The organism is Methylobacterium sp. JK268 (genome assembly GCF_054052225.1).
This window is the reverse complement of sequence record NZ_JBSVZN010000004.1, coordinates 81,595-106,652: the sequence shown is the minus strand read 5'-3', so window position 1 is coordinate 106,652 and position 25,058 is coordinate 81,595. Positions and strand designations below refer to the sequence as shown.

Here is a 25,058-nt window from a genome sequence, read left to right as displayed (position 1 = left end):
TCAGGACAGAGCACACCCGGAACCGCCCCCTCACCCTCGCCCTTCGGGCTCGCTCTGCCGACAACAAGGTCGGCAGAGCCCTCTCCCCGCACGCGGGGAGAGGAGAAACCCGCGCCTCATCCGGCAAAGTGTGAATGGGTAAGCCCGCACGGGAGAGGGGATCCCGCGATCCGCCTTCGATCACCTGTAATCTGCTGCGGTTGAACGCTTTTCTGGTTCCACGCAAGATCTTTGCGCACGGGTGCCGCACGCGGGGAGAGGAGGAACCCGCGCATCATCCGGCGACGTGTGACCGTGCCTGCGCAGAGGGAGGATTCTCTAGCGGAACAGCGTCGCCATTCCGCCCTGAACCCGCCCGAGCCCCTGGCGGGCAACCGGGTTGTTCGGATCGATGGCCGAGGCGCGCTGGAAGCTCTCGATGGCCTCCTGGCGGCGGCCCGACTTCTCGTAGGCGACGCCCCGGTAGGCCCAGGAATCCGCGTCCTTGTTGTTCACGTTCAGGGCCGCGTTGAAGTCCTCGATCGCCTTGTCGTACTGGTTCGTGGCGATCAGGCTCTGGCCGCGGGCGGCGTAGGGGGCCGCCACGAAGGGGTTGCGGTCGATGGCGGAATCGAAGTCGCCGATGGCCGCCCGGTGCTGGCCCTGCGCCTGCCGCACCAGGCCGCGGGCATGGTAGGCCTCCGCCGATTCCGGCGTTAGGCGGATCGCCTGGCTGAGGTCCGCATAGGCGGCCTCGTAATTGCCCTGCGCCCGCTGCAGGTTGGCGCGGCCGATGAAGGCGGCGCTGTAGTTCGGATCGGCCTGGATCGCCTTGGAGAAGTCCTGCAGGGCCGCGTCGTTGCGGCCGGACTGGCGGTAGGCGAGCGCCCGGTTGCAGTAGGCGGAGGCCGAGTTCGGATCGAGCTGGATCGCCTTCGTGAAATCCGCGATCGCGTCGCCGTAATTGCCCGCCCGGGCGTAGGCGGCCCCGCGGGTGTTGTAGGCGGCCGGATCGTTCGGGTTGCGCTGAACCACGTCGCTCAGCGACGCGATGTTCACGTCGGCGGCACCGCTCTTGTCCGTCTCCAGCACGGCGAACTGCTTCGTCGCCGTCGCGCGGCCGACAGTGTCGCAGCCGGCGAGCAGCAGCGCCGCGAGCGCACTCGCCCCGAGCAGCACGGCGGCCGGCTTGGTCCGGCGCGGCACGATCACTGGCTTCATCACCCCATCCCCCAACGGCGGCGTCGCCGGCCGCGCGTCCCGTCCACATCATCGGGTGCCGCGGAGCGCCGGCCCGCCGCACCGGTCGAGGGACCGTCACGGATCGGGATGAACGTCGCCTTAAGCATCCACCTCGCTCCCGTTCACAGGGCCGATGTGGCGAAGGTGTGGCTGCCCGACGGTCAGGCCGCCGGTGGTCGCGGTCTGTGGCGGCGGATCCTCACGCCGGGGGCAGCAGGCGGGTGACGTGCCCCATCTTGCGGCCGGGCCGGGCCCGGCCCTTGCCGTAGAGGTGGAGATGGGCCCCGGCCTCCGCGAGGATCGCCCGCCAGGCATGGGCTTCCTCGCCGACGAGGTTACGCATCTCGATTCGCGCCTGACCGGTCCGGTCGACGGACCCGAGCGGCCAGCCGCAGATCGCCCGCAGGTGCTGGGCGAATTGCGAGGTCAGCGCCCCCTCGATGGTCCAGTGCCCGGAATTATGAACGCGCGGGGCGATCTCGTTCACGATCACGCGGCTGGCGCCGTCCGGCTCCCGGACCAGGAACATCTCGACGGCGAGCACCCCGACATATTGCAGGGCGTCGGCGATCCGGCGCGTCACGGCGAGCGCCTCCTCGCGGCTGCGCGCATCCATGCCGGGCGCCGGCACCCGGGTGAAGGCGAGGATGTGGTCCCGGTGCTCGTTCCCACAGGGATCGAAGGCCGAGAAGGCGCCGTCCGCGCTCCGGGCGGCGACGACCGAGACCTCGCTCTCGAAGGGGACGAAGCCTTCGAGGATGCAGGGCTGGTGGCCGAGGGAGGCCATCACCTCCTCCGCATCGACGGGAAGGTCGGGACGCAGCATGCGCTGGCCCTTGCCGTCGTAGCCGAAACGGCGGGTCTTGATCACCGCCGGCAGCCCCAAATCCTGGAGGGCGGCCCGCAGCCCCGCCGCGTCGTCCACGGCGCGGAACGGCGCGGTCGCGATCCCGAGCCCGGCCACGAAGCTCTTCTCGGAGAGCCGGTCCTGCGTGGTGGCGAGCGCGTCGGCGCTCGGGTGCAGCGGCTTGGCCGCCGAGAGGATCTCGGCCGTGCGGCGCGGGATGTTCTCGAACTCGTAGGTGATCACGTCGACCGAGGCCGCGAAGCGCGCGAGCGCCGCCTCGTCGTCGTAGGCCGCGACGGTGTGGGTGCCGGCGACCGCGAAGGCCGGGCTGTCCGCGTCGGGCGCGTAGACATGGGTCCTCAACCCGTAGGGCGCGGCCGCCAGGGCGATCATTCGGCCGAGCTGGCCGCCGCCGAGGATGCCGATCGTGGCGCCGGGGGCGAGGGGAGGACGCGGGGGGGCTGACGTCATGGTCCGGCGATCACGGGGCGGAGGAATCGGGACGCTCGGCGACGGCCTCGCTCTGGCGGGCGCGCCACGCGTCGAGCCGTGCGGCGAGGTCCGGGTCGGTGCCGGCCAGGATCGCGGCCGCCAGGAGGGCGGCGTTCACCGCCCCCGCGCGTCCGATCGCCAACGTGCCGACCGGGATGCCGGCCGGCATCTGCACGATCGACAGCAGGCTGTCCTGGCCCGACAGCGCCTTCGATTCCACGGGCACGCCGAGCACCGGGAGCGGGGTCAGCGCCGCGACCATGCCGGGCAGATGCGCGGCGCCGCCGGCGCCCGCGATCACCACCCGGAATCCGGCCGCCCGCGCCCCCTTGGCGAAGGCGACCATCCGGTCGGGGGTGCGGTGGGCGGAGACGATGCGCGCGTCGTAGGCGATGCCGAGCGCGTCGAGGGTCTCGGCCGCGTGCCGCATCGTGGCCCAGTCGGACTGGCTGCCCATGATGACCGCGACCGCGGGCGATGCCGTCATGCTCGTGACGCTTTCCTGATCGCTGCGCGCCGTGGGACCGGCGCCCGATCCGCTCGCACTAGCGGCCCGGGACGCGGGCCGCAACCGGGCGATGGTTCAGGCGATGATGTCCGGGGTGAGCTGGTCTTCCAGGAAGGTGATGCGGTCGCGCAGGGTGAGCTTGCGCTTCTTGAGCCGCTGGATCTGCAGCCGGTCTCCCCCCGCGAGCTGCATCAGCGCCTCGATCGCGTCGTCGAGATCACGATGTTCCTCGCGCAAGCGCGCCAGCTCCGCCTCGTACTCGGCCGCCGATTCCGCACTCAACTCGAACGCCATCTCGTCCATCCCGACGACCTGCCCCAAGAATGCGCCAGCCGGCCGATTCCAGCAAGGCGCAGGTTGCCAGGACGGCGCGCCGACGCTGCGGCGCGACATCGCCGTCTCTCGCAGCGGAAGCTAGGGTGATCTGGGGAGGGGAACGCCGCCGCGGCGTCGAATTAACGTCGACCGCGCGACTACCGTTGTTCCTCCGTCCCCCATGCCGGTCCCGGCAGGCGGGATATAGAGCATTTGTCGCGATTCGGTCGTGCCATCGTCATCGTGCGCCGCAGCGAAGAATGCCTTCGACAGCCGCATCGGCCTGTGGCAAGCTCAGTGTGTCGCAACCATGACAGGAGGAATCGGCCGATGTCGCTTCAGACGCATCTGTCCGAGCTCGAGCGCAAGCACGAAGCGCTCGAGCGCGAAATCCAGGAAGCGATCTCCCACCCCTCGACGGACGACCTGCGTCTCGTCGAACTCAAGCGACGCAAGCTGCACCTCAAGGACGAGATCAACCGCCTGCGCACGAGCTCCACGCGGGTCGTCCACTAGACGTCCAGGCCGCCGGTCATCGGGCGGCGCCGTTCGGGAGGCATGGCGTGCCCCCGGCCGACCCGTAAGGGGCGGACCGGAGCGGCGAGGGGAGCCAGAGCCACCTCCGACCGGACGACGATCGGCTCGCGATCCCGGCGGGCATTCTTCGCAACAACCTGTTCGTAGCGCGGCGCCGCGCCGCCCCGTTTCCGCGGGGTGGTTCCCGCCGCGTCGCCCCACCGTGCGCCGGGCCGGCCGCCATCGCCGGCACGGCGTCTCTCCGATCGCCGCGCGGCCTTCCCCGGAGGGCGGGCCGTGCGTGCCACCGGGGCCGCGCCGCGCGCCCCGACGCGAGGGCGGCCGACGGTTGCCCTCGCACCCGCGGGCGTGGCCGAGCCGGATCGGTTCGTGATCGGCCTCTCCGGCCCTGGCGGACGGATAACTGGTCTGAATTGCGGGAAAGACAGTTGATCATCGGTGTTGGCGCTTCGGGACTGTCGGGGATCCACTCTCCCGACGCGCCAGCGTGTTCACGCTTTGCCTATCCGCATGAAAAAGCTCTTCTTTCGCAGTTGCTTGAACGCAACCGAGGAGACCCGCCGGATCCCCTGTCCCGTGCGGGCTAGCGGATTTACGGAACGCGAAAAATAAAAGTAGGTCAGATACTTGCGTCGACACACGATGGTTCCCGGATGTGGCGTGGGGAACCCCTCTCCCGTGCGGGAGAGGGGCAGGGGTGAGGGTCCAGGTGGTTCAGCAAGAATTCTGACCTGTCCCGCTGCCAGCACGACCGTCTTCGCGTGATGACGGCACGGTCCGGGACCCTCACCCCTACCCCTCTCCCGCACGGGAGAGGGGATCCCGCGGGTCTCCTCGGTTCAGTTCAAGCGATTGCGAAAGAAAGGCTTTTTCATGCCGATGGGCGAAGTGTGAACACGCTGGCCCGCACGGGAGAGGGGTCCCCGCGCCAAACCCGGGAACCTCGTGTGTCGAGATAAGTATCTGATCTGTTTGTATTTTTCGCATTCTGTGAATCCGTCAGCCCGATGCGTCGGGGGGCCGGATCAAGGGGACTGACGACCGGCCTCGTCGGGATCACGCCGCGACTGCCGCGGATCGTGACGGCCCTCGGCCACACGGCCGTCGCGGTCAGCGTCATGAGCGCCACCCCGGTTCTCCTCGCCGTCGCCGGCGGGATGGCGGCGCGCTCGCTCTCCCGGCAGTTGCCGACCGTCTTCCGGTCGGGCACGAAGGCCGCGGCGACCATCGCGATCGGCGATCTCGGGGGGCTTCAGGGGTCCCTCGCGGATCGGCTGGCCCCGCGGCGTCACCGGCAGCATGACCCTCGGCCTGATGCTCGCGTCCGCGACGCTCACCGTATCGGCCGGCTTCCCACTCTCGCTCCGGCGGACCACCCGGTCCGCCGCCTCGCGCTCTCCGTCCGCCGACCGTTGCCACGAGGAATGCCGCCATGAAGCAGTACCGCATCGCCGCGATCCCAGGGGACGGCATCGGCCAGGAGGTGATCGCCGCCGGCATCGAGGTGCTGGACGCCCTCGCCGAGCGCGACGGCGGCTTCGGCCTCGCCTTCGACCATTTCGACTGGGGCTCCGACTACTACAAGCGGCACGGCGCCATGATGCCCGAGGACGGGCGCGAGCGGATCAAGGACCACGACGCGATCTATTTCGGCGCTGTCGGCGCGCCGGACGTGCCGGACCACATCACGCTCTGGGGCCTGCGCCTCGCGATCTGCCAGCCCTTCGACCAATACGCCAACGTGCGCCCGACCCGGATCCTGCCGGGCATCACCAGCCCCCTGCGCCACGTCACAGGCCCGGAGCTCGACTGGGTGATCGTGCGCGAGAATTCCGAGGGCGAGTACGCGGGCGTCGGCGGGAGGGTGCATCGCGGCCATCCCGAGGAGGTCGCCACCGACGTCTCGATGATGACCCGGGCGGGCGTCGACCGGATCATCCGCTACGCTTTCCGGCTCGCCCAGTCGCGTCCGCGCAAGCTCCTCACCGTGGTGACGAAGTCGAACGCGCAGCGCCACGCCATGGTGATGTGGGACGAGATCGCCGCCGCGGTGGCGAGGGACTTCGCGGACGTGACCTGGGACAAGATGCTGGTCGACGCCATGACCATGCGCATGGTGATGAAGCCCGCTTCCCTCGACACGATCGTGGCGACGAACCTGCACGCGGACATCCTCTCCGACCTCGCCGCGGCGCTGGCCGGCTCGCTCGGCATCGCGCCGACCGCCAACATCAACCCGGAGCGGCGCTTCCCGTCGATGTTCGAGCCGATCCACGGCTCGGCCTTCGACATCACCGGCAAGGGCATCGCCAACCCGATCGGCACCTTCTGGACCGCCGTGCAGATGCTGGAGCATCTCGGCGAGGCGGCGGCGGCCGGCCGCCTGATGCGGGCGATCGAGCGCGTCACCGCCGATCCGCGCCTGCACACGCCGGATCTCGGCGGCACCGCCACGACCCGGCAGGTCACCGACGCCGTCGTGGCGGCGATCCGGGGCGACAACGCGTGATCTGACCGCTCCCCGAGACGCGGCCCGGTCCCCGGCCGGGCCGCGTTTCTCGGCCCGGTCACTTGCATGATGATAGTGACTGCGCTATCTGATGCGTCATGCAACGCGCATCCTTCGGCCACATGCAGTGCCCCATCGCCCGCAGCCTCGAGCGGGTCGGCGAGTGGTGGAGCATTCTGATCCTGCGGGACGCCTTCTACGGCCACACCCGCTTCGAGCAGTTCCAGGCGAGCCTCGGCATCGCCCCCAACATGCTGACCCGGCGCCTGAAGGCGCTGGTCGAGGCGGGGCTGCTGGAGCGGCGGCTCTACCAGGAGCGTCCGCCCCGCCACGAATACGTGCTGACCGAGAAGGGCCGCGACTTCCGGCCGGTGCTCTGGACCCTGCTCGCCTGGGGCAACCGGCACCTCGCGCCGGAGGGCGTTAGCGTCGCCCTGGTCGAGCCGGAGACCGGCGCCCCGGTCGATCCCGTCGTGGTCGACCGGCATACCGGCCGGCCCCTCGCGGACGGCGTCCGGGTCGTGGCGGGCCCGGCCGCCGACGCCAAGCTCCGCCGCCGCTTCGGCGACGGCATCGGCCTCTAGGAGGGAACAGCCATGAGCGGCACCGCGACGGTCGGGACATTCACGGCGGGGGAGGCGGTGCAGGCGAAGGCCGCGGGACGGCGCGGCTGGAAGCGGCGGCTCGTTCCTCTCGCCATCCTGGCCGCCCTGACCGGAGCGGGGCTCTACGGCCGCTCCTGGTGGGAGACCGGGCGGTTCCTGGAGAGCACCGACGACGCCTATGTGGGCGGCGACGTCACGGTCATCGCCAGCAAGGTGCCGGGCTTCGTCGCCGCGGTGCTGGTGGCGGACAACCAGCGGGTGCGGGCTGGAGACCTGATCCTGCGGATCGACGACCGCGACTATCGGGCGGCCCTCTCCCGGGCCGAGGCCTCGGTGGCCGGCCAGGACGCCGCGCTCGCGAATCTGGAGGCTACCCGCGCCCTGCAGCAGGCGGTGATCGGGCAGGCGAGGGCCGACCTCGCCGCCGCGCAGGCCGAGGCGGCGCGCACCGCCTTCGACTTCACCCGCTACCGCCAGCTCTCGGCGGCCCAGTACGCCTCCGAGCAGCGCTTCCAGCAGGCCGAGGCCGACCACAAGAAGGCGGACGCCGCCGTCGAGAAGGCGCGCGCCACCCTCGACGCCGCCGAGCGCCGGATCGCCGTCATCGACACGCAGGCGCGCCAAGCCCAGGCGGCGCGGGAGCAGGCGGTCGCCGAGCGCGACATCGCCCGGCTCAACCTCGGCTACACGGAGCTGCGCGCGCCCGTCGACGGGGTCATCGGCAACCGCAGCGCCCGGACCGGGTCCTACGCGACGGCGGGCGCGAGCCTCGTCTCGCTGGTCCCGAGCGACGGGCTCTGGGTCGACGCGAACTTCAAGGAGAGCCAGCTCGCCCGGATGCGGCCCGGCCAGTCCGTGTCGGTCGTCGCCGACGTGCGGCCGGACGAGACCTTCGCGGGCCACGTCGAGAGCCTCGCCCCGGCCACCGGCGCGCAGTTCAGCATCCTGCCGGCGGAGAACGCCACCGGCAACTTCACCAAGATCGTCCAGCGGGTGCCCGTGCGCATCCGCCTCGACGGGGAGGGCGCGCGCCTCGGCAAGCTGCGGCCCGGCCTCTCGGTCACCGCCACCGTCGACCGGCGCGGCGGGACGGAGCCGGAGGAGGAGCGCTCGGGCGCGCCGCGGATCGTGGTCGGGGAGGCGGCCCGGTGAGCGCCGCCCTCGCCCTGCGGCCGGGCCATGCCGCCGCGGGCGAGCGCGCGGCGCCGCGCCAGCTCACGGAGGGCCAGAAGATCTTCGCCTTCGCGGTGATGTGCGTCGGCTTCTTCATCGCCCTCCTCGACATCCAGATCGTCTCGGCCTCGCTCAAGGATATCGGCGGCGGGCTCTCGGCCAGCCCCGACGAGGTCGCCTGGGTGCAGACGAGCTATCTCATCGCCGAGATCATCGTGATCCCGCTCTCGGGCTTCCTCGCCCGGGTGATGTCGACCCGCTGGCTGTTCTGCGTCTCGGCCGCGGGCTTCACGCTCACCAGCCTGCTCTGCGGCTGGGCCTGGGACATCGGCAGCATGATCGCCTTCCGGGCGCTGCAGGGCTTCCTCGGCGGCTCGATGATCCCGACCGTGTTCACCACCGCCTTCGCGTTCTTCCCGGGCAAGCGGATCGTGGTCGCCGCGGCGACGATCGGCGCCCTGTCCTCCCTCGCCCCGACGCTCGGGCCGACGGTCGGTGGCTGGATCACCGACAATTTCTCCTGGCACTGGCTGTTCTTCGTCAACCTCGTGCCGGGCGTGTTCGTGGCGGTCGTCGTGCCGCTGCTGGTGCGGATCGACGAGGCCGACCCCTCGCTCCTCAAGCGGGCGGATTACCTCGGCATCCTGCTGATGGCCGTGTTCCTCGGCACCCTCGAATACGCCCTGGAGGAGGGGCCGCGCTGGGAGTGGCTCGACGACCAGGCGGTCCGCCTCTGCGCCATCACCGCCCTCGTCACCGGCGTCGCCTTCGTGTGGCGCACCCTCACGGTGGCGAACCCGATCGTGGACCTGACGGCGCTCCGGAGCCGCAACTTCGCGCTCGGGTGCCTCTTCTCCTTCATCACCGGCATCGGGATCTTCGCCACCATCTACCTGACGCCGCTCTTCCTCGGGCGCGTGCGCGGCTTCTCCGCCCTGCAGATCGGCCTCGCGGTGTTCTCGACCGGCGTGTTCCAGGTCATGGCGATCCCGGTCTACACCCTCTGCGCCCGGCGCTTCGACCTGCGCTGGCTGATGATGTTCGGCCTTGGCCTCTTCGGCCTGAGCATGTGGTTCTTCACGCCGATCACTCACGAGTGGGGCTGGCGCGAATTGCTGCTGCCGCAGGCGCTGCGCGGCTTCGCCCAGCAATTCGCCGTCGCCCCGACCGTATCCCTGACTCTCGGCGGCCTGCCGCCGGCGAAGCTGAAACTCGCTTCGGGGCTCTTCAACCTGATGCGCAACCTGGGCGGCGCGATCGGCATCGCGGCCTGCGGCACGATCCTGAACGACCGCACCAACCTGCACTTCCTGCGCCTCGCCGAGCACCTGACGCCCGCCAACACGGCGATGACCGACGCGCTCGGGCGGATGAGCCTGCGGGCCGGCGCGGTGCTGGGCGATCCGGTCCGGGGCGAGGCGGCGTCCCTGCGCCAGCTCTGGTCGCTCGCCTATCGCGAGGCGCAGACCATGACCTTCGCCGACGCCTTCGTGGCCATCACGGCCTGCTTCGTCCTCGCCACCGCCCTGGTGCCGTTGATGCGGAAGGTGGCGCCGCCGAAGGGACCGTCCGCCGACGCGCATTGAGCGGGTCGCGCCGGGAGACGGGACGCCCGCGCCCGTCCTGACGTGACGGTCTCAAGGATCGAGGGTTTTCGCCGCCGATCGGAACACGCGTTCGTCCGAAAAGGACGGCCAATCCTGTCCGCGGCGCTCGTCCGGCGCCGCGCGCTGCAGCGCGGGGATCGCCGCCAGAGGGCTCAGTCGCACCCGACGCAGATGCCCCGCGAGATCGCGTCGTCCTGACGCTCGATCCGGGTGCGGTGCTTGACGGTTCCGGTCGTCGCCGGGCTCGCGGCGCGGCTCGGCGGCTTGGTCCGCCCGACCGCCGTGGTGTTCGGCGCGCGCTGCGTCGACAGGGGGCCGCTCCCCGTTCCGGTGCGATCCGTCTGAGCCTGGGCAAGGGTGGCGGTGGACATCGCCGCCAGGACAACGAGGGCGGTGCGCAGGGGCAGCATGGCGAACTCCGTTCCGCCACCAACGCCAGTCGCCGGCCCGGGTTCGAGCGCTGCGTTCGCGCGATCGTGCTTTGGGGTGGGGTGCCGATCGGCCCGGGCCTTGCCACGCGCCGCTGGCGGGCGAAGGCCTGCGACGCTGCGCCGTCGCCCGGCGTGCAACGTGAGCGTGACTCAGCCGTTCTCACGCGTCGGGGGAGAGTGCATGGGACTCGTCCAGTACGCCCTAAAGTTTCGGATCAGTTTCTACGTCCTCGCCGTGCTGATGGTGCTCGGCGGGGCAGGCGCCATCATCGTTGCTCCCAAGGACGTGCTGCCGACCGTCGACATTCCGGTCGTGGTCGTGGTCTGGACCTATACCGGCCTCGACACCACCGAGATGGCCCAGCGCATCACCACTTACAGCGAGTTCTCGCTGTCCAACAACGTGAACAACATCCAGCGCATGGAGAGCACGACGCTGCAGGGCGTCGCCACCGAGCGCATCTACTTCGACAAGTCGGTGAGCATCGACCTCGCCATCACGCAGGTCGTGTCGGCGATGAACTCGATTCGCGCGGTGATGCCGCCGGGCGTGCAGCCGCCGGTGATCATGCGCTTCTCCGCATCGGCGGTGCCGGTCATCCAGCTCGCGCTCTCCTCCGCGAAGGACAGCCTGACCAAGGTCTTCGATTACGGCCAGTACCGCATCCGCCAGCGCCTCACCCAGGTTCCGGGGTCGACCCTGCCCTCACCCTATGGCGGCGCGCCCCGGCAGGTCATGGTCGACCTCGACCTGCATGCGCTCCAAGCCACGGGGCTCACGCCCCTCGACGTGACGAACGCGATCACGGCCCAGAACCTCACCGTGCCCTCTGGCCTCGCCAAGATCGGCGAGCAGCAATACCCGATCCGCCTCAATGCCACGCCCGAGGTGGTGGATTCCCTCAACCAGATCCCGATCCGGGTGGTCGCCGGTCAGCCGGTGCTGGTGCGCGACGTCGCCCAGGTCCGGGACGGCGCGCCGCCGCAGATCAACATCGTGCGCTCGGACGGACACCCGGCCGTGCTGATGCAGATCCTGAAGAACGGCACCGCCTCGACCCTCGACGTGGTCAACAACGTCAAGAAGGCGCTGCCCGACATCCGCGCCGCCGCGCCGGAGGGGCTCTCGGTCGAGACCCTGTTCGACCAGTCGGTCTTCGTCTCCGACGCAATCAAGGACGTGGTGCGCGAGGCGGTGATCGCCGCGGGCCTCACCGGCCTGACGATCCTGCTCTTCCTGGGGTCCTGGCGCTCGACGCTGGTGGTGCTGGTGTCGATCCCGCTGGCGATCTTGACCGCGCTCGCGGTCCTCGCCGCCCTCGGCGAGACCATCAACATCATGACGCTGGGCGGCCTCGCGCTCGCGGTCGGCATCCTTGTCGACGACGCGACGGTGGCGATCGAGAACACCTACCGGCTGTTCGAGGAGGGCGAGCCCTTCCGCAAGTCGGTGGTGGAGGGCGCGGCCGGCATCGCCAAGCCGGCCCTGATCTCCACGCTGTCGATCTGCTCGGCCTTCGTGTCGGTGTTCTTCCTCACCGAGACGCCGCGGTACCTGTTCACCCCGCAGGCGGAGGCCGTGGTCTTCGCCATGCTGACCTCCTACCTCCTGTCGCGCACCCTGGTGCCGATCCTGATCGACGTCCTGGTCGCCCGCGAATACGCGCAGCGCCACGGGGGAGGAGAGCACGGCGGCGAGGAGAGACCGCCGCGCCGCACCCGGATCGGCCGGGCGCTGACCTTCGTCGGGCGGCCCCTCGCGGGTCTCGGCCGGCCGATCATGCGCCTCGCCGGCCGCTTCCGCGAAGGGTTCGAGGCGCGCTTCGCCCGCTTCCACCGCGGCTATGTCGGGCTCCTGCACGTGGTGATCGGCCACCGGCTCGCGACCGGGGCCACCGTGCTCGGCGTCCTCGTGGGGACGGGTTTCCTGTTCACCTTCGTGGGGCAGGACTACTTCCCACAGATCCAATCCAGCCAGATGACGCTCCACGTCCGCACCCGGCCCGGCATGCGGATCGAGACCGCCGAGCAGGTCTTCGCCGGCATCGAGCAGGTGGTGCGCGAGGTCGTGCCGGAGGAGGAGCTCGGGCTCATCCTCGACAACATCGGGTTGCCCGCCACCAACTACAACTTCGCCTTCATGGACGCGTCGTTCGTGGCCTACAACGACGGACAGGTGCTGATCTCGCTGAAGGGCGAGCACAAGCCGATCTCCGTCTACCAGAAGGCCCTGCGCGAGAAGCTGCGCGAGGCGTATCCGGACGTGATGTTCTATTTCCAGCCGGCGGATATCATCACGCAGATCCTGAACTTCGGCACGCTCGCTCAGATCGACGTGCAGGTGAGCGGGCGCAACGCCGAGAAGGACCTCGCCGTCGCGCAGAACCTGGAACGGCGGCTGCGCGAGGTGAAGGGGCTGGTCGACGTCCATCTCCACCAGATCATCGACGCGCCGCAATTCTTCGTCGACGTCGACCGGCGGCGGGCCTCCGAGATCGGCCTCACCGAGCAGCAGATCGCCCAGAGCGTGAACGTCTCGCTGGCCGGCAGCTATCAGGTGAACCCGAACTTCTGGACCGATCCGAAATCCGGCATCCCCTACCAGCTCTGGGTACAGACGCCGGAATACCGCAACGACTCGCTGACCGCCCTGCGCAACACGCCGCTCCTGGTCACGGGGGGCGGGCTGCAGCCCGGCGTGCTGGCGCTGCTCTCCAGCGTCGCCACCTTCCACCGGGTCTCCGAGCAGACGGTGGTGAACCACGTGAACACGCAGCCGACCTTCGACGTCTACGCGAGCGTGCAGGACAGCGACCTCGGCACCGTCCGGCGGGAGATCGACCGCATCGTGCAGGAGGAGCAGAAGGGCCTGCCGCCGCCCGACAAGATCACGGTGCGCGGCCAGATCGAGGCGATGGACCAGGCCTTCTTCCGCCTGGAAGTCGGGCTCGCGATCGCGCTGGTGGCGGTCTACCTGCTGATGGCGGTAAACTTCCAGAGCTGGGGCGACCCCTTCGTGGTGCTGGCCGCCCTGCCGCTCGCCTTCTGCGGCATCGTGATGAGCCTGTTCATCACCGGCACCACCTTCTCGATTCCCTCGCTGTTCGGGGCGATCATGTCGGTGGGCGTCGCCTCGGCGAACTCGATCCTGCTCGTGACCTTCGCGCGCGAGCACCGGGAGGCCACCGGCTGCGACGCGGTCGAGGCGGCGATCGCCGCGGGCGAGACCCGCCTGCGGCCGGTCCTGATGACGGCGGGCGCGATGTTCATCGGCCTCATCCCCATGGCGCTCGGCCTCGGCGAGGGCTCCGAGCAGAACGCGGCGCTCGCGCGCGCGGTGCTCGGCGGCATCGCGGTGGCGACGGTCTCGACCCTGGTCTTCGTCCCCTTCCTGTACACGCTGCTGCGGCGGGCTCCCGTCAAGCCGCTCGAGGACTACGCATGACGACGACGCACACGGATGCCGGCGAGGCCCCGCGGGAGCCCGACCGGCCGCGGGAGGTGCCGCCCCCGCCGCGCCTGCGCGGCTTCGTCCTCGCCGCCCTCGTCCTCGCCGGGCTCCTCGGCTGGGGCGCCTACGGCCACTGGCAGAAGGACGCGGCGGCGGCGGAGACCCAGCGGCGCACCAAGGCCTTCGTGCCCAAGGTGCGCACGGTGCGGGCCGAGCTCGCCGACAAGCCCGTCGAGCTCACGCTGCCGGGGCAGACGGAGGCCTTCGAGAGCACATCGATCTTCGCGCGCGCGACCGGCTACGTCGCCGAGCGGCGGGCCGATATCGGCTCGCGGGTGAAAAGCGGGGACCTGCTCCTGCGCATCGCCGCGCCCGACCTCGACCAGCAGCTCGCCCAAGCCGAGGCCCAGCTGGGCCAGCAGCAGGCGCTGCTGCTCCAGGCTCGCGCGCAGGTCGACCAGTCGAAGGCGAACCTCAACCTCGCCAACGTCACCAATTCGCGGACCTCGACCCTCGCCGTGCAGGGCTGGGCGAGCAAGCAGACCGCCGACAACTCGCAGGCGAGCGTGCTGAGCCAATCCGCGAGCCTCGCGTCCGCGGAGGCGGGCGTGAAGGTGGCGGAGGCGAACCTGAAGGCCCAGAGCGCCACCGTCGACCGGCTGCGGGCGCTCGCCGCCTTCGAGCGGGTCACGGCCCCCTTCGACGGCGTGGTGACGGCGCGCAACGTCGAGGTCGGCAACCTCGTCAATGCCGACCAGGGCAGCGGCACCCCGCTCTTCAGCATGGACCGCGACGACGTCCTGCGCGTCTCCGTTCAGGTGCCGCAGAGCGCGGCGCTCGGGGTTCGCGAGGGGATCGACGCGCAGGTGAGCGTGCCGGAGATGCCCGACCGCCGCTTCGGCGGGCGCGTCGCGCGCAGTTCGGTGGCCCTGCGCTACGCCTCGCGGACGCTGGTGACCGAGGTCGACGTGCCGAATCCCGATAGGGTGCTGCGGCCGGGTCTCTACGTCTCGGTGTCCTTCGCGGTGCCGCGGGACGCGCCCCACGTGAAGGTGCCGGCCGAGGCGCTGATGTTCAACCAGAACGGCCTGCAGGTGGCGGTGGTCAATGAGGACCAGACGGTGCAGCTCAGGAAGGTGAACGTGGCGCGGGACTACGGCACCACGGTCGAGCTGCGCGACGGCCTCGACGGGCGCGAGCGGGTGGTGCTCGGCCCGCCCGCGACCCTGCGCGACGGCAGCAAGGTCGAGGCGCCGGACGACACGCAGAAGAGCGCCTCGCGGTAGGTGTCGCGGGAGTCAGGACCGGCCGATGGTGTCCTGCGCGCCATGGACGGAGCGCGTGTGGAACGCGCCACATCCCTCATGCTGAGGTGCCGCGCAGCGGCCTCGAAGCACCCCGGAAGCCTTATCCAAGAGAAAAGATGCCCGGACGGCATGTTCAGGGGTGCTTCGAGGCCCGCTCCGCGGGCGCCTCAGCATGAGGAGTGTCGCGGTGTTCACTCTTGGTCAGAGAGTGGCCTCGCCAGCGACGGTTGGAGACATTTTGCTCGACGATGGGCGCGGGAGAACTCTACCCTGCTACCGCACCCCTCAATGCCGGAAGTGCCGCGTCCCGGTGAGCACCATGGCAAGACCCGCCTCGTCGGCCGCCTGGATCACCGCGTCGTCGCGCATCGAGCCGCCCGGCTGGATCACCGCGGTGGCGCCCGCCTCGGCCGCGGCGAGCAGCCCGTCCGCGAAGGGGAAGAAGGCGTCCGACGCCACCACCGCGCCGCGCGCGAGGCTCTCCGGTGCGCCTGCGGCCCTGGCGGCCTCCGCGGCCTTCCAGGCGGCGATGCGCGAGGAATCGACCCGCGACATCTGCCCGGCGCCGATGCCGACCGTGGCCCCGTCCTTCGCGTAGACGATCGCGTTCGACTTCACGTGCTTGGCAACCCGGAAGGCGAAGCGCAGGTCGGTCAGTTCCCGCTCGGTCGGCGCGCGCTTCGTCACCACGCGCAGGTCGAGGTCGTCGACCACGGCCGCGTCACGGCTCTGGACCAGGATCCCGCCCGCCACCGTCCGCCACACCGTGCCGGGCTGGCGCGGATCGGCGACGCCGCCGGTGACGAGGAGGCGCAGGTTCTTCTTCGCCGCCACGATCTGCACCGCCTCCGGCGTGGCGTCCGGCGCGATGATCACCTCCGTGAAGATCTCGACGATCCGGTGCGCCGCCTCCGCGTCGAGGGTGCGGTTGAGCGCCACGATGCCACCGAAGGCCGACACCGGGTCGCAGGCCAGTGCCCGCTCGTAGGCGGCGAGCAGGCTCTCGCCCTCGGCGACGCCGCAGGGGTTGGCGTGCTTGACGATCACCACCGCGGCGGTGCGGGCCGGGTCGAACTCGGACACGCACTCGAAGGCCGCGTCGGTGTCGTTGATGTTGTTGTAGGAGAGGTCCTTGCCCTGCAGCTGGCGGGCCGTCGCCACGCCGGGGCGGGGGGCGCCGGCCGTGCGGTAGAAGGCGGCCCGCTGGTGCGGGTTCTCGCCGTAGCGCAGGCCCTGCGCCAGGGTGCCGCCGAGCGCCCGGAAGGTCGGCGCTTCCGGAACCTCGGTCGCGTACGCGCCCTCGAGCCAGGTCGCGATGGCGGCGTCGTAGGAGGCGGTGCGCGCGAAGGCCTTCTGGGCGAGGCGGCGGCGGGTCGCGCGGGTGACCGAGCCCGCATGGGCGTCGAGGTCGGCGAGGATCGCACCGTAATCCGCCACGTCCACCACCACGGCGACGTCGTCGTGGTTCTTGGCCGCCGCGCGGATCATCGCCGGGCCGCCGATATCGATGTTCTCGATGCAGTCGGCCGCGGGCCGGCCGGCCGCGAGCGTCGCCTCGAACGGGTAGAGGTTGACCACCAGCAGGTCGATCGCCGGGATGCCGTGGGCGAGCATCGCCGCCTGGTGCTCGGGGTTGTCGCGCACGGCGAGCAGCCCGCCATGGACCCCCGGATGCAGGGTCTTCACCCGCCCGTCCATCATCTCCGGATAGCCGGTGAGGTCGGAGACCTCGGCGACGGCGAGGCCGGCCTCCGTGAGGGTGCGGTGCGTGCCCCCGGTCGAGACCAGGGCGACGCCGCGCTCCGCGAGGGCGCGCGCGAAGTCGACGAGCCCGGTCTTGTCGGAGACCGACAGCAGCGCGCGGGTGACGGGAGTGAGGTCGCTCGCCATGGGTCACGGGTCCGGGAAACGGGCGAAGCGCCGGGTGGAGCGCCAGCCATCTGCTACGAAACCCGGGCGCGGTAGCAGAAACCTCACCCCGAGGCCAGACGAGCGGGAGGAACGGCCGTTGCGTCGGCTGCGCGCGATTGTTTTCTCACCGCGGGCCCCTCATCGTGTTCGACAGCCTCTGGCGGTTCGGCCGCACCCTGCGTAACGCAGTCCCGTCCGGACCGCCTGGCCTGCGGCGGTCCGGGGGATGGATGCCGGTTCGGGGGTGAGGCGTTCCGATGATGCCAACCGAAGCTCAGAGGGGTGTGAAGACCGCCTTGGTCCCGAGGGAGGTGGCGTCCGCCTCCCCGGAGCGGGTTCTCCGCCTGCGTTTCGAGCCGCCGGCCGACCCGGCGGCGACCGGCCAGGCCTGGTGCGATCACATCGCACCCGTGTTCGAGGTGCACCTGCGGCCCGAGACCGATCTCTCGGGACCTCTCTCGATGGTGACCTACCATCTGGGCGACCTGATCGTCGGTGACGTGGTGGCCCCGGCCCACACCCTCGAACGCGCGGTGCCGCAGATCCGCGCCCAAGGCCTCGACCACCTGCTGCTGCAATTCTACCGGTCTGGCCGGAGCGTCGTCGAGACGGAGCACCACAGCACGCCGGTCGGCGAATCGGAGCTCGTCCTCTTCGATCTCGCGCAGCCGGTTCTGATCACGGCCGAGCCGGTCGCCGCCACCAACCTGCTCGTCCCGCGCATCCATCTGGAACGGCTCGGCATCGATTGCGGCGCGCTGCACGGGCGCGCCTTCGACCACGACGCGGACCCGCTGCTCCGGCTGTTCCATTCCTTCCTGCAGAACGTGGTCGCCTGCGGCGACGACCTCGCCACCGATCGCGCCCCGGATCTCGCCCACGCCATCGTCCGGCTCTGCGCGGCGGCCCTGAAGGGGCGCGCCGGAAGCGGAGGCGCGGTGACGGAGATCGGGATCGCCGTGCGGCGCTTCATCCAGCGCGAACTCGCCAAGCCGGATCTCGGCGCCGAGACGATCTGCGCCCATTTCGGCCTCTCGCGATCCGTCCTGTACCGGCTGTTCGAAGCCGATTGCGGGGTCGTGAGCTACATCCGCGACCGCCGCCTCCTCCACGCGATGCGGCTGCTCGCCGAGGGTAGCGCCGCGGCTCCGGTCCGGATCTCGACGCTCGCCTATTCCCTGGGGTTCGCGGACGAGAAGACTTTCACCCGGGCTTTCAAGCGCCGGTTCGGCTTCGCCCCGAGCCGCGTGGCGACGGGCGCGGCCGGCCGCGTTGCGGTCGAGCGCGGCGTCTCGGCGCTCCTCGAATGGATCAAGACACTCTCCCCGTGAGGGCGGCCCGCCATGACCGTCGATGGGGATCGGAGTGGCGCGCGGCCGGATCGCGAGGGGCCTTGCGTGCCGGTCTCGGCTCGATTCGTCCCCTAGAGCCGCGGCCCTGACAGCCTCGAGGATTACCGCGCCGCCGCCTCGGCCGAGACGGCCTCCACCGCGCCCGCCGGGCCGCTCTGGCTCCAGCGGGTCGCCTCGATGATGTTGGTGCCGAGCATGGTGCGCACCGAGATGCGCACGGGCAGGAGCACGCGCGCGCCCGCCACGGGGGCGAGCCACACCGACATGTCGGTGTTCTCCTCCATGAATTTCACGCCCGGCTTGTCGGGGCGGTGACCGGCGATCGGCCGGTAACGGGCGTTGCAGACCAGCACGGGGCCGGCATAGCCGGGCTTCTCGACCCGGCGCGTCTCGCCGTAGCTCAGGATGACGTCGAACCGGCTCGCTCCGTCGAAGACCGGGATCACCCGGTTGCAATTCTCCGGGTCGGTCAGGTCGCCGCGTGCCTGCGCCGGCATCAGCAGGGCGCTCACCGGATCCACCACCGCGTGCTTGGCCGTGGGGCCGACCGGCACCCGCTCCGGATCGGCGAGGAGCGGAGGCACGATCTCCGACGCCACCACGTTGCCGCGGGCGAGCGCCATCCGCACCGTGATCGACGTGCTCGACGAGTGCGAGGCGACCGCGAAGCTGCCCGGCACGGGCCGGCCGACGCCCGCCACCCCGGTGGCGCGCCCGGACCCGTAGCCGCCCGTGATGGCGCCGACGAGGCCGGTGAGCTTGGCCGTGACGTCCATGCGGTAGCGTGGACCGTCGAGGGAGCCGGTCATCTGCGCGGTCCCGATCGGTACGCCCGCCAGCGTGATGCCGTAATCGACGGTCACGGCCGTGCCGGCTGCACGGGCGCGCGCTGCCGATGCGGGATCCGCCGGCCCCAGCCCGAGCAGCAGGCCCGGGGCGAGGAGGGCCGGGAGGAGGGGCTTGGCACGCATGGCAACAGACCGTGGTGAGGGGTGCGGCCGGGATCTGGCCACCATGGGAATCGCGCGGCATCGTGACGAGTTTAAGGTTAACGCTTCGTCTCGGGGGCGACCCGCGCCGCTCCGCCGCGCCGCCCACGCTTGACGAAACCGGCCTCTCTCCCCTATAGGCGCGAGCCTTCCTGGCTTTCGCGCGGTCCGGTCGCCGCCGCGGTCGCTGTTCCAGCGCCCGGCGTGAGCGTCAAGCGGCCCGTGGCCTATCGGATTGTGAAGGATTGATACGATGTCGCGTCGCTGCGAACTCACCGGCAAGGCCGTGCTGACCGGCCACCTGGTGAGCCACTCCAACCGCAAGACGAAGCGCCGGTTCCTGCCGAACCTGTGCAACGTCACGCTCCTGTCGGACACGCTCGGCCGCTCGGTGCGCCTGCGCATCTCGGCGAATGCCCTGCGCTCCGTCGAGCACCGCGGCGGCCTGGACGCCTTCCTGGTCAAGGCCGGCGAGGACGACCTGTCGCAGAACGCGCGCCTTCTCAAGCGCGAGATCGAGAAGAAGCTCGCCGAAGCGGCCTGACGGCCCGACGCATCGGTGCGAGCCTGCGAGCCGCCGCCCGGTCGGGTCGGCGGCTTTTCGCGTCGCGCGAGGGCCGATGATGCGGCCGGAGCGGCGCCGTCGCGCTTGCCGTTCCGTCCGAACTGACGCAGCTTGCGGGACAACAGGTCCGGCGCCGAAGAGGCGGCGGGCTCCATCGGCCCGGATCCGGGGCCGGGGTTGAGGGAGGCGTCCGTGGGTCCGGGAGGGCGCGCGCATCTCTGCGGCGTACAGACCGCGTGGTCGGAGCGGGCGGAGGCCGAGGAGGCCGTGGCGGAATTGGCCGCGGCCATCGACCTCGACCGCGTGTCCCAGCTGCTCGTCTTCTTCTCGCCCACCTACGGCGCCGAGGCCGTCGCGGCGGCGCTCGCTCGCCACTGCGCCGGGATCGCGGTCGCGGGCTGCACCTCCTCGGGCGAGATCAGCCCGGCGGGCGGTTTCGACCGCGGCCTCGTCGCGGTCGCCTTCCCGCGCGAGGGCTTCCGGGTCGTCTCGACGGTGCTGGAGGAGGTGGAGCGCCTCGACGTGGAGGCCGCCGTCGCCACGGTGCGCGCCCTGCGCCTCGACCTGGAGCGCGGCGCCGCCTACGGCCAGCGCTTCGCCATCTCGTTGATCGACGGCCTCACCCTGGCGGAGGAGCGCGTCACCTCGGCCCTGGCCTTCGGGCTCGACGCGATCCCGCTGGTCGGCGGCTCGGCGGGCGACGCGCTCACCTCCGCGCACACCGCGCTGATCCACGACGGGGTGGTGCATCGCGGCGCGGCGATCGTGCTGATCGTCGCCACCAACCACCCGGTCGAGGTCTTCAAGACCGACAACCTCGAGCCGCGGGCGATGAAGTTCGTGGTCACGCAGACCGATCCCGAGAATCGAACGGTGCGGGAACTGAACGCCGAGCCGGCGGCGGCGGAGTACGCCCGGGCGCTCGGCCTGCAGCCCGAGATGCTCACGCCCACCGTCTTCGCGGCCAATCCCCTCGCGGTGCGCGTCGGTGGCGATTATTTCTGCCGCTCGATCCACCGGCTCAACGCGGACGGTTCACTGACCTTCCTGTGCGCCCTCGACGAGGGCGTGGTGCTGACGCTGGCGGGCCGCCGAGACCTCGTGGCGACCACCCACGACGAACTCGCGCGCCTCGACGCGTCCCTCGGCGGGCTCGACCTCGTCATCGGCTTCGACTGCGTGCTGCGTCGGCTCGATGCCGAGACGCATCAGGTGCGCCACCGCCTGTCCGACCTCTACAGCCGCTACAACGTGGTCGGCTTCGAGACGGTCGGCGAGCAGTACCGGGCGATCCACCTCAACCACACCTTCACGGGCATCGCGATCGGCGCGGCGCGCGGCTGAGGGCGCTGGGGTCGGCCGGGGCCCGCCGCGGCCCGGACGGGCTCACTGGCAGAAGGCGCGCGCCTGCGGCGTCCAGGTGCCGAAGCCGGTCGCCACCATGTTGGTGATCACCTGGCAGACATACTGCTTCTGCGCCGGGTTGTTGTTCGGCCCCGCGTGGTAGCGCGCCACCGCGAGCGTCCAGCTGCCTTCGCGCGCCTTGAGTTCCTTGAGGAACTGGGTCGCGTACTCGACATTGGCCTTCGGATCGAGCATCGCTTCCAGCGACGCGAACTTCCCGCCGTGGAAGTGATGGTTGATCTGCATGCAGCCGAGGTCGATCAGGCGGGCGCCCTGCCGTTTCGCCTCGTCGAACTTGGCGCGCACATCGGCGACGCTGCTCCCGAAATACGGCTTGCCCTCGATGTTCATGGCGAAGGGCTGCAGCGAGCCGCGCTTGCCGCTCTCGGTCAGCCCGACCGCGTAGAGCATCCCGAGCGGCACCCCGTGCCGCGAGGCGGCCTGCGCCATCTCGCGCTCGCAGACATTCGCCGCGGCAGGGAGGCCGGCGCTAGAGATAAACGCCGCTGCGGCCAGGGCTGGGCTGCGTAACCGTCTCATCCTGCGTCGTCCTTCGCGTGCTGCCGCGCGGGTCACCGCCCGCTTCCGATTGCCGCCGGGCCGGCTGGTCCTGCGCGCCGCCGAAAGCGGCCTGCCCGCCCGCAGCCCCCGATCCGCCCCCTCCCGCGAGGGAGAAGCCGGACGCGGCGCCCCCCTGGCCGTCGGCGGATTGGATCGTCAGCGCGTCGGGGCGGTACCCGGCCTCGCGCAAGAGGCCGGTGAGCACGTCCGCGTCCTTGCGGAGCAGGTCGGCGGACTCCGCGCGGCTGGTCTTGAGATTCATCTCCAGCTGCCCGTCGCGCAGGCGCATGGTCACGACCACGCTGCCCAGTTCGGCGGGCTTGAGCTGCAGCGTGAGGATCCGCAGCGGTCCGCCGGCCGCGGCGGTGTCGGGCGGTCCCAGCTGCGCCGCGAGCGCGCTCGCGAGCTGCGGCACCGTCCCGGCGGGCGCGGCACTCGCCGCAGCGGGCGGGCCGGCGAAGGGGGCGGCGGCACTCGGAAGAGGTGCGGCGAATCCCGAGGCGGGCGCTGCGGCCGACGGGGAGGCGCCGGTCCCGACCTCGCGGGTGACGGCCCGCCAGCCCGGCTGGTCCTGTCCCGAGGTGCCGCCCTCACGCCGCTCCCCGGAGGCGTGGGCCGGGGCGACGGCCGTGTTCAACTCCGCGACGGCGGGCGGCGCGGGATCGGGAGCGTCGGTCTCGGCCGAGCGGTCGGCCGGTCGCGCAGCTGCGGGAGCCGCCGCTTGCGCGCCCTGTCCGCCGGACGCCGGATTTGCCGGAGCCGCCTGCTGTGCGGCCGCCGCGGAGAGCGGCGTCACCGACGCCGGGACCGGGGCCGCCGACGCGGAGACCGGCGCCACCGACGCGGAGACCGGCGCCACCGACGCCGAGACCGGCGCCGCCGCCGCCGGGAGCGGGCTCACGGGCGCCGCGCCGGTACTCGGCGCGCTCGCGACCCCGGGGGCCGGGTCACTCGTCGCCGGCGCTCCGCTCGGAGCGGAGCTTGCGGCGAACGCGGTCGCCTGCCAGCCTGCCGGCTGAGGAACGGCTCCGGCCGGCGATCGCGCGGCGGACTCCAGCTGCGGCGCGATCTGCGGAGCCGGTCCCGCCGGAGGCGCCGACACGGCGTCGCCGGGAGCTGGCGAGGCGGCAGGGGGGGCTCCGAGGATGGGAGATCCGATGGCAACCGCGATCGCGGCATCGGCCTGCACGGCTCGTTTCGCCCCGCTGCCGGGCGCGGCGGGGCCCGGGGGTGTCGTCGCGCGACCGGTGGTCTTCGCCGCGCTCCCCTCCGACGGCGCGGGCGGGTGGGGAAGGAGCCCGATCCCGGGGAACCCTTGGGCCTGGTCGGTGATCGTCTGCACGACGGGCAGCACCGGATCGAAATGCGTTTCTTGCGCGAGCACGGTGGCGCCGGGTGCCGGCCCGAGGGCCGGGCTCGGGAGGGTCGGCGTCGGGGTCGGATCGGTCCCGGCCGCGGGACCGCCGCCCGTGCCGGCCTGCTGCGCGAGGGCCGGGCCCGGCGCGGGCGGCACGGCCTGCCCGGCGAGGGCGACCAGGGCCTGCTGGAGCAGCGTGGCGGAGGGTACGGCCGGGGCGGTGTCGCCCGATGGCGGCGCGGTGAGCGCGGCGGCGAAGCGCGCCATCACCGAGGTGCCGGTGCCGCCGGCCCCGTGCGGGGCGGCGTCGTCCACCACGACCTCCGCCTCGGAACCTTGCGCCCGGGACGACGCCGGGCCGCGCTCCGCAATCCCGAGCTCTTGCCGCGGGTCGGGCTTGGCGGGCGGGTCGCCGCGCTCGTCGAGCCGGTGGAGGACTGCCCCAAAGCCGGTCCCGGCGGCGGGGGCCGGATCGACCGTATCGCCCCCACTCCGGCCGCTCGGCGCATCGGCGGTGCGCGGGCGGGCGAGCAGGCTGTCGAGGCCGATCATCGGCGTGGTCTCCGCATCAGGTCGTCGATCTGCCCGATCGCCTCCTGGGCGCGCGCGATCGTCGAGAGGGTGGGCACCGACCGCTTGCTGTCGGTCGATGGCTCGGGGGATGCCGGGGGAGCGGGCGGCAGGTCGCTGCGGATCTGGGCCGCGGTCGAGAGCGCCTCGTCGAGCAGGGGAACGTCCCGGGCCGGGAGCGCCGCGCGATCGATGCCGCGCAGCACCATGAGCGCCCCGTCGAACGATTCCGGCGCGATCACGATGGTTGCGGCCGCCCCGTAGAGCCGCGCCTGCATCGCCTCGAGGCTCCCGGGCTCGGCGAGCTGCGCCGCGTGCTTGGCCGCGAAGATCGCCGCCCGGATCTCGCCCTGGTCGATCGCCGACCGGGCGACGAGCAGGAAGAGGTCGCGCCGGCCCTCCGGCTCGATCTCGGCCAGCATGCCTTCGAGCCGCGCGATGCGGGCGGGATCCTCGCCGTATTTCAGCCGCGTCAGGGCGGCCGCGAAGCGCTGGCGGAAATTGCCGGCATAGACCGAGTGCCGGAAGCGCCGCAGGTACTGCGTCGAGAGCGTCTCGAATCGGGCGATGTCGCCGGTCTGGGCCAGGACGAAGACCTGGCGGCGCAGGGCGCCCTCCTCCACGAGGGTGCCGGTGCCGAGCAGGCGCGCGAGGTCGAGGAGCACGAGCGACTGCTCGGGATTGTCGCGAACCACCAGGGCCGACTGGACGAGCGCGAGCTGACCGGCGAGGCTCGCCGGCATCGTCTGCGCGTCGATCCGCATCAGGACGGGGCGGGCGTCCCGCTCCCGGCCCTCCAGGTAGGCGAGCGAGCCCTGAAGCAGCGCCGCCTCCGCGTTCGGCATCGTCCCGGCCTCGATCACCCGGCGCAGCACCGCCGGACCGCCACCCGCGAGGGCGAAGGTCACGGCGGCCCGCACATTCGCCGGATCGGCCCAGGTCTCGGGACCGAGGGCGAGGAGGCGCCCCTCGATATGCGCGATGAGCTGCCGCTGGGCGAGATGGGCCTGGGTCCCGCCGCGGGCGATGCGGTCCTGCAGGAGCTGGAGCGTGCGCAGCAGCTCGACCGGAGCACTGCGAGGGGCGACCGGGAGCGGCTCGATCGGCGGCCCCTTGCTCTCGCCGTGGCCTCCACCGCCGCCGCCGTGCCCGCCCTCAGCTCCCTCCGCTGCCGACGCGGCCCCGTGTCCGCCGCTCGGTGCGGCGGGGGCCGTCTCGTGTCCGCCGGCCCCGTGCTCGCCTGCGCCGTGCTCCGCTGCGCCGTGCTCGGCCGCCCCGTGCTCGGCCGCGAGGGCCGGGCCAGCGAGCGAGACCGCGCAGAGGAGGGCGAGCAGGAGCGGTCGCAT

General features: G+C 71.7%; 20 protein-coding genes. 10 read left to right on the top strand and 10 right to left on the bottom strand.

The features are described from left to right. Nucleotides 1-318: 318 nt before the first annotated feature. From ACW9J6_RS06085 to ACW9J6_RS06070, 4 genes are all read right to left on the bottom strand, one after another. On the bottom strand, nucleotides 319-1,200 hold the full coding sequence (locus ACW9J6_RS06085) for a tetratricopeptide repeat protein (protein WP_457115551.1): 882 nt from the start codon (nucleotides 1,198-1,200) through the stop codon (nucleotides 319-321). A gap of 220 nt (nucleotides 1,201-1,420) precedes the next feature. Continuing rightward, nucleotides 1,421-2,539, bottom strand: a complete 1,119-nt coding sequence (locus ACW9J6_RS06080) for a 5-(carboxyamino)imidazole ribonucleotide synthase (protein WP_457115550.1) — start codon at nucleotides 2,537-2,539, stop codon at nucleotides 1,421-1,423. Nucleotides 2,540-2,549: 10 nt separating this feature from the next. Further along, the gene (purE, locus tag ACW9J6_RS06075) at nucleotides 2,550-3,047 is read right to left on the bottom strand and encodes a 5-(carboxyamino)imidazole ribonucleotide mutase (protein WP_457115549.1); all 498 of its coding nucleotides are present in this window, start codon (nucleotides 3,045-3,047) and stop codon (nucleotides 2,550-2,552) included. 96 nt (nucleotides 3,048-3,143) lie between these two features. Continuing rightward, nucleotides 3,144-3,362: a YdcH family protein gene (locus tag ACW9J6_RS06070; RefSeq protein ID WP_457115764.1), complete on the bottom strand. Its 219-nt coding sequence runs from the start codon at nucleotides 3,360-3,362 to the stop codon at nucleotides 3,144-3,146. A gap of 351 nt (nucleotides 3,363-3,713) precedes the next feature. Here ACW9J6_RS06070 and ACW9J6_RS06065 point away from each other — a divergent pair, with 351 nt between their 5' ends. The 5 genes from ACW9J6_RS06065 to ACW9J6_RS06045 all read left to right on the top strand — a co-directional run bounded on the left by ACW9J6_RS06065 (nucleotide 3,714) and on the right by ACW9J6_RS06045 (nucleotide 9,793). Next, nucleotides 3,714-3,899, top strand: coding sequence for a YdcH family protein (locus ACW9J6_RS06065; protein WP_457115548.1), 186 nt, complete (start codon nucleotides 3,714-3,716; stop codon nucleotides 3,897-3,899). A gap of 1,453 nt (nucleotides 3,900-5,352) precedes the next feature. Beyond that, entirely contained in the window at nucleotides 5,353-6,429 is a 1,077-nt protein-coding gene (locus ACW9J6_RS06060; RefSeq protein ID WP_457115547.1) for a tartrate dehydrogenase, read from the top strand. 98 nt (nucleotides 6,430-6,527) lie between these two features. Further along, nucleotides 6,528-7,013, top strand: a complete 486-nt coding sequence (locus tag ACW9J6_RS06055) for a winged helix-turn-helix transcriptional regulator (RefSeq protein WP_457115546.1) — start codon at nucleotides 6,528-6,530, stop codon at nucleotides 7,011-7,013. 12 nt (nucleotides 7,014-7,025) lie between these two features. Next, entirely contained in the window at nucleotides 7,026-8,186 is a 1,161-nt protein-coding gene (locus tag ACW9J6_RS06050) for an HlyD family secretion protein (protein WP_457115545.1), read from the top strand. Continuing rightward, the gene (locus ACW9J6_RS06045; protein ID WP_457115544.1) at nucleotides 8,183-9,793 is read left to right on the top strand and encodes a DHA2 family efflux MFS transporter permease subunit; all 1,611 of its coding nucleotides are present in this window, start codon (nucleotides 8,183-8,185) and stop codon (nucleotides 9,791-9,793) included. Before ACW9J6_RS06050 ends, ACW9J6_RS06045 begins: the two co-directional genes overlap by 4 nt. Before the next feature lie 173 nt (nucleotides 9,794-9,966). Here ACW9J6_RS06045 and ACW9J6_RS06040 read toward each other — a convergent pair whose 3' ends face one another. Beyond that, on the bottom strand, nucleotides 9,967-10,224 hold the full coding sequence (locus ACW9J6_RS06040) for a hypothetical protein (RefSeq protein WP_457115543.1): 258 nt from the start codon (nucleotides 10,222-10,224) through the stop codon (nucleotides 9,967-9,969). A 202-nt stretch (nucleotides 10,225-10,426) separates the two neighbouring features. Between ACW9J6_RS06040 and ACW9J6_RS06035 the strand changes: the two genes are divergently transcribed. Continuing rightward, the gene (locus tag ACW9J6_RS06035; RefSeq protein WP_457115542.1) at nucleotides 10,427-13,690 is read left to right on the top strand and encodes an efflux RND transporter permease subunit; all 3,264 of its coding nucleotides are present in this window, start codon (nucleotides 10,427-10,429) and stop codon (nucleotides 13,688-13,690) included. Then, entirely contained in the window at nucleotides 13,687-14,982 is a 1,296-nt protein-coding gene (locus ACW9J6_RS06030; RefSeq protein WP_457115541.1) for an efflux RND transporter periplasmic adaptor subunit, read from the top strand. The genes ACW9J6_RS06035 and ACW9J6_RS06030 overlap by 4 nt, the downstream gene beginning before the upstream one ends. 306 nt (nucleotides 14,983-15,288) lie before the next feature. On the opposite strand, the gene purH is transcribed toward ACW9J6_RS06030, so the two are convergent. Beyond that, complete coding sequence (gene purH / locus ACW9J6_RS06025; RefSeq protein WP_457115540.1) at nucleotides 15,289-16,893, bottom strand: bifunctional phosphoribosylaminoimidazolecarboxamide formyltransferase/IMP cyclohydrolase; 1,605 nt, start codon at nucleotides 16,891-16,893, stop codon at nucleotides 15,289-15,291. Between the two features lie 332 nt (nucleotides 16,894-17,225). Between purH and ACW9J6_RS06020 the strand changes: the two genes are divergently transcribed. After that, nucleotides 17,226-18,245 (top strand): AraC family transcriptional regulator, encoded by a 1,020-nt coding sequence (locus tag ACW9J6_RS06020; RefSeq protein ID WP_457115539.1) that lies wholly within the window; start codon nucleotides 17,226-17,228, stop codon nucleotides 18,243-18,245. A 122-nt stretch (nucleotides 18,246-18,367) separates the two neighbouring features. On the opposite strand, the gene ACW9J6_RS06015 is transcribed toward ACW9J6_RS06020, so the two are convergent. Continuing rightward, nucleotides 18,368-19,237, bottom strand: coding sequence for a DUF3108 domain-containing protein (locus ACW9J6_RS06015; RefSeq protein WP_457115538.1), 870 nt, complete (start codon nucleotides 19,235-19,237; stop codon nucleotides 18,368-18,370). Between the two features lie 271 nt (nucleotides 19,238-19,508). On the opposite strand from ACW9J6_RS06015, the gene rpmB reads away from it, so the two are divergent. Next, nucleotides 19,509-19,799, top strand: coding sequence for a 50S ribosomal protein L28 (rpmB, locus tag ACW9J6_RS06010; protein ID WP_457115537.1), 291 nt, complete (start codon nucleotides 19,509-19,511; stop codon nucleotides 19,797-19,799). Nucleotides 19,800-20,012: 213 nt separating this feature from the next. Continuing rightward, nucleotides 20,013-21,164: an FIST signal transduction protein gene (locus ACW9J6_RS06005; RefSeq protein WP_457115536.1), complete on the top strand. Its 1,152-nt coding sequence runs from the start codon at nucleotides 20,013-20,015 to the stop codon at nucleotides 21,162-21,164. A 42-nt stretch (nucleotides 21,165-21,206) separates the two neighbouring features. On the opposite strand, the gene ACW9J6_RS06000 is transcribed toward ACW9J6_RS06005, so the two are convergent. The 3 genes from ACW9J6_RS06000 to ACW9J6_RS05990 are packed head-to-tail and all read right to left on the bottom strand — an operon-like array spanning nucleotide 21,207 to nucleotide 25,058. Next, a complete protein-coding gene (locus ACW9J6_RS06000; RefSeq protein WP_457115535.1) occupies nucleotides 21,207-21,764 on the bottom strand; it encodes a transglycosylase SLT domain-containing protein in 558 nt (185 codons plus the stop codon). Then, nucleotides 21,715-23,694 (bottom strand): flagellar hook-length control protein FliK, encoded by a 1,980-nt coding sequence (locus tag ACW9J6_RS05995; protein WP_457115534.1) that lies wholly within the window; start codon nucleotides 23,692-23,694, stop codon nucleotides 21,715-21,717. The genes ACW9J6_RS06000 and ACW9J6_RS05995 overlap by 50 nt, the downstream gene beginning before the upstream one ends. After that, complete coding sequence (locus ACW9J6_RS05990; protein WP_457115533.1) at nucleotides 23,691-25,058, bottom strand: chemotaxis protein MotC; 1,368 nt, start codon at nucleotides 25,056-25,058, stop codon at nucleotides 23,691-23,693. The genes ACW9J6_RS05995 and ACW9J6_RS05990 overlap by 4 nt, the downstream gene beginning before the upstream one ends.

Coding starts and splice junctions, on each gene's coding strand:
- ACW9J6_RS06085 (WP_457115551.1), bottom strand. CDS start 1,200: ATGAAGCCAGTGATCGTGCCGCGCCGGACCAAGCCGGCCGCCGTGCTG.
- ACW9J6_RS06080 (WP_457115550.1), bottom strand. CDS start 2,539: ATGACGTCAGCCCCCCCGCGTCCTCCCCTCGCCCCCGGCGCCACGATC.
- purE (WP_457115549.1), bottom strand. CDS start 3,047: ATGACGGCATCGCCCGCGGTCGCGGTCATCATGGGCAGCCAGTCCGAC.
- ACW9J6_RS06070 (WP_457115764.1), bottom strand. CDS start 3,362: ATGGCGTTCGAGTTGAGTGCGGAATCGGCGGCCGAGTACGAGGCGGAG.
- ACW9J6_RS06065 (WP_457115548.1), top strand. CDS start 3,714: ATGTCGCTTCAGACGCATCTGTCCGAGCTCGAGCGCAAGCACGAAGCG.
- ACW9J6_RS06060 (WP_457115547.1), top strand. CDS start 5,353: ATGAAGCAGTACCGCATCGCCGCGATCCCAGGGGACGGCATCGGCCAG.
- ACW9J6_RS06055 (WP_457115546.1), top strand. CDS start 6,528: ATGCAACGCGCATCCTTCGGCCACATGCAGTGCCCCATCGCCCGCAGC.
- ACW9J6_RS06050 (WP_457115545.1), top strand. CDS start 7,026: ATGAGCGGCACCGCGACGGTCGGGACATTCACGGCGGGGGAGGCGGTG.
- ACW9J6_RS06040 (WP_457115543.1), bottom strand. CDS start 10,224: ATGCTGCCCCTGCGCACCGCCCTCGTTGTCCTGGCGGCGATGTCCACC.
- ACW9J6_RS06035 (WP_457115542.1), top strand. CDS start 10,427: ATGGGACTCGTCCAGTACGCCCTAAAGTTTCGGATCAGTTTCTACGTC.
- ACW9J6_RS06030 (WP_457115541.1), top strand. CDS start 13,687: ATGACGACGACGCACACGGATGCCGGCGAGGCCCCGCGGGAGCCCGAC.
- purH (WP_457115540.1), bottom strand. CDS start 16,893: ATGGCGAGCGACCTCACTCCCGTCACCCGCGCGCTGCTGTCGGTCTCC.
- ACW9J6_RS06015 (WP_457115538.1), bottom strand. CDS start 19,237: ATGCGTGCCAAGCCCCTCCTCCCGGCCCTCCTCGCCCCGGGCCTGCTG.
- rpmB (WP_457115537.1), top strand. CDS start 19,509: ATGTCGCGTCGCTGCGAACTCACCGGCAAGGCCGTGCTGACCGGCCAC.
- ACW9J6_RS06000 (WP_457115535.1), bottom strand. CDS start 21,764: ATGAGACGGTTACGCAGCCCAGCCCTGGCCGCAGCGGCGTTTATCTCT.
- ACW9J6_RS05995 (WP_457115534.1), bottom strand. CDS start 23,694: ATGATCGGCCTCGACAGCCTGCTCGCCCGCCCGCGCACCGCCGATGCG.
- ACW9J6_RS05990 (WP_457115533.1), bottom strand. CDS start 25,058: ATGCGACCGCTCCTGCTCGCCCTCCTCTGCGCGGTCTCGCTCGCTGGC.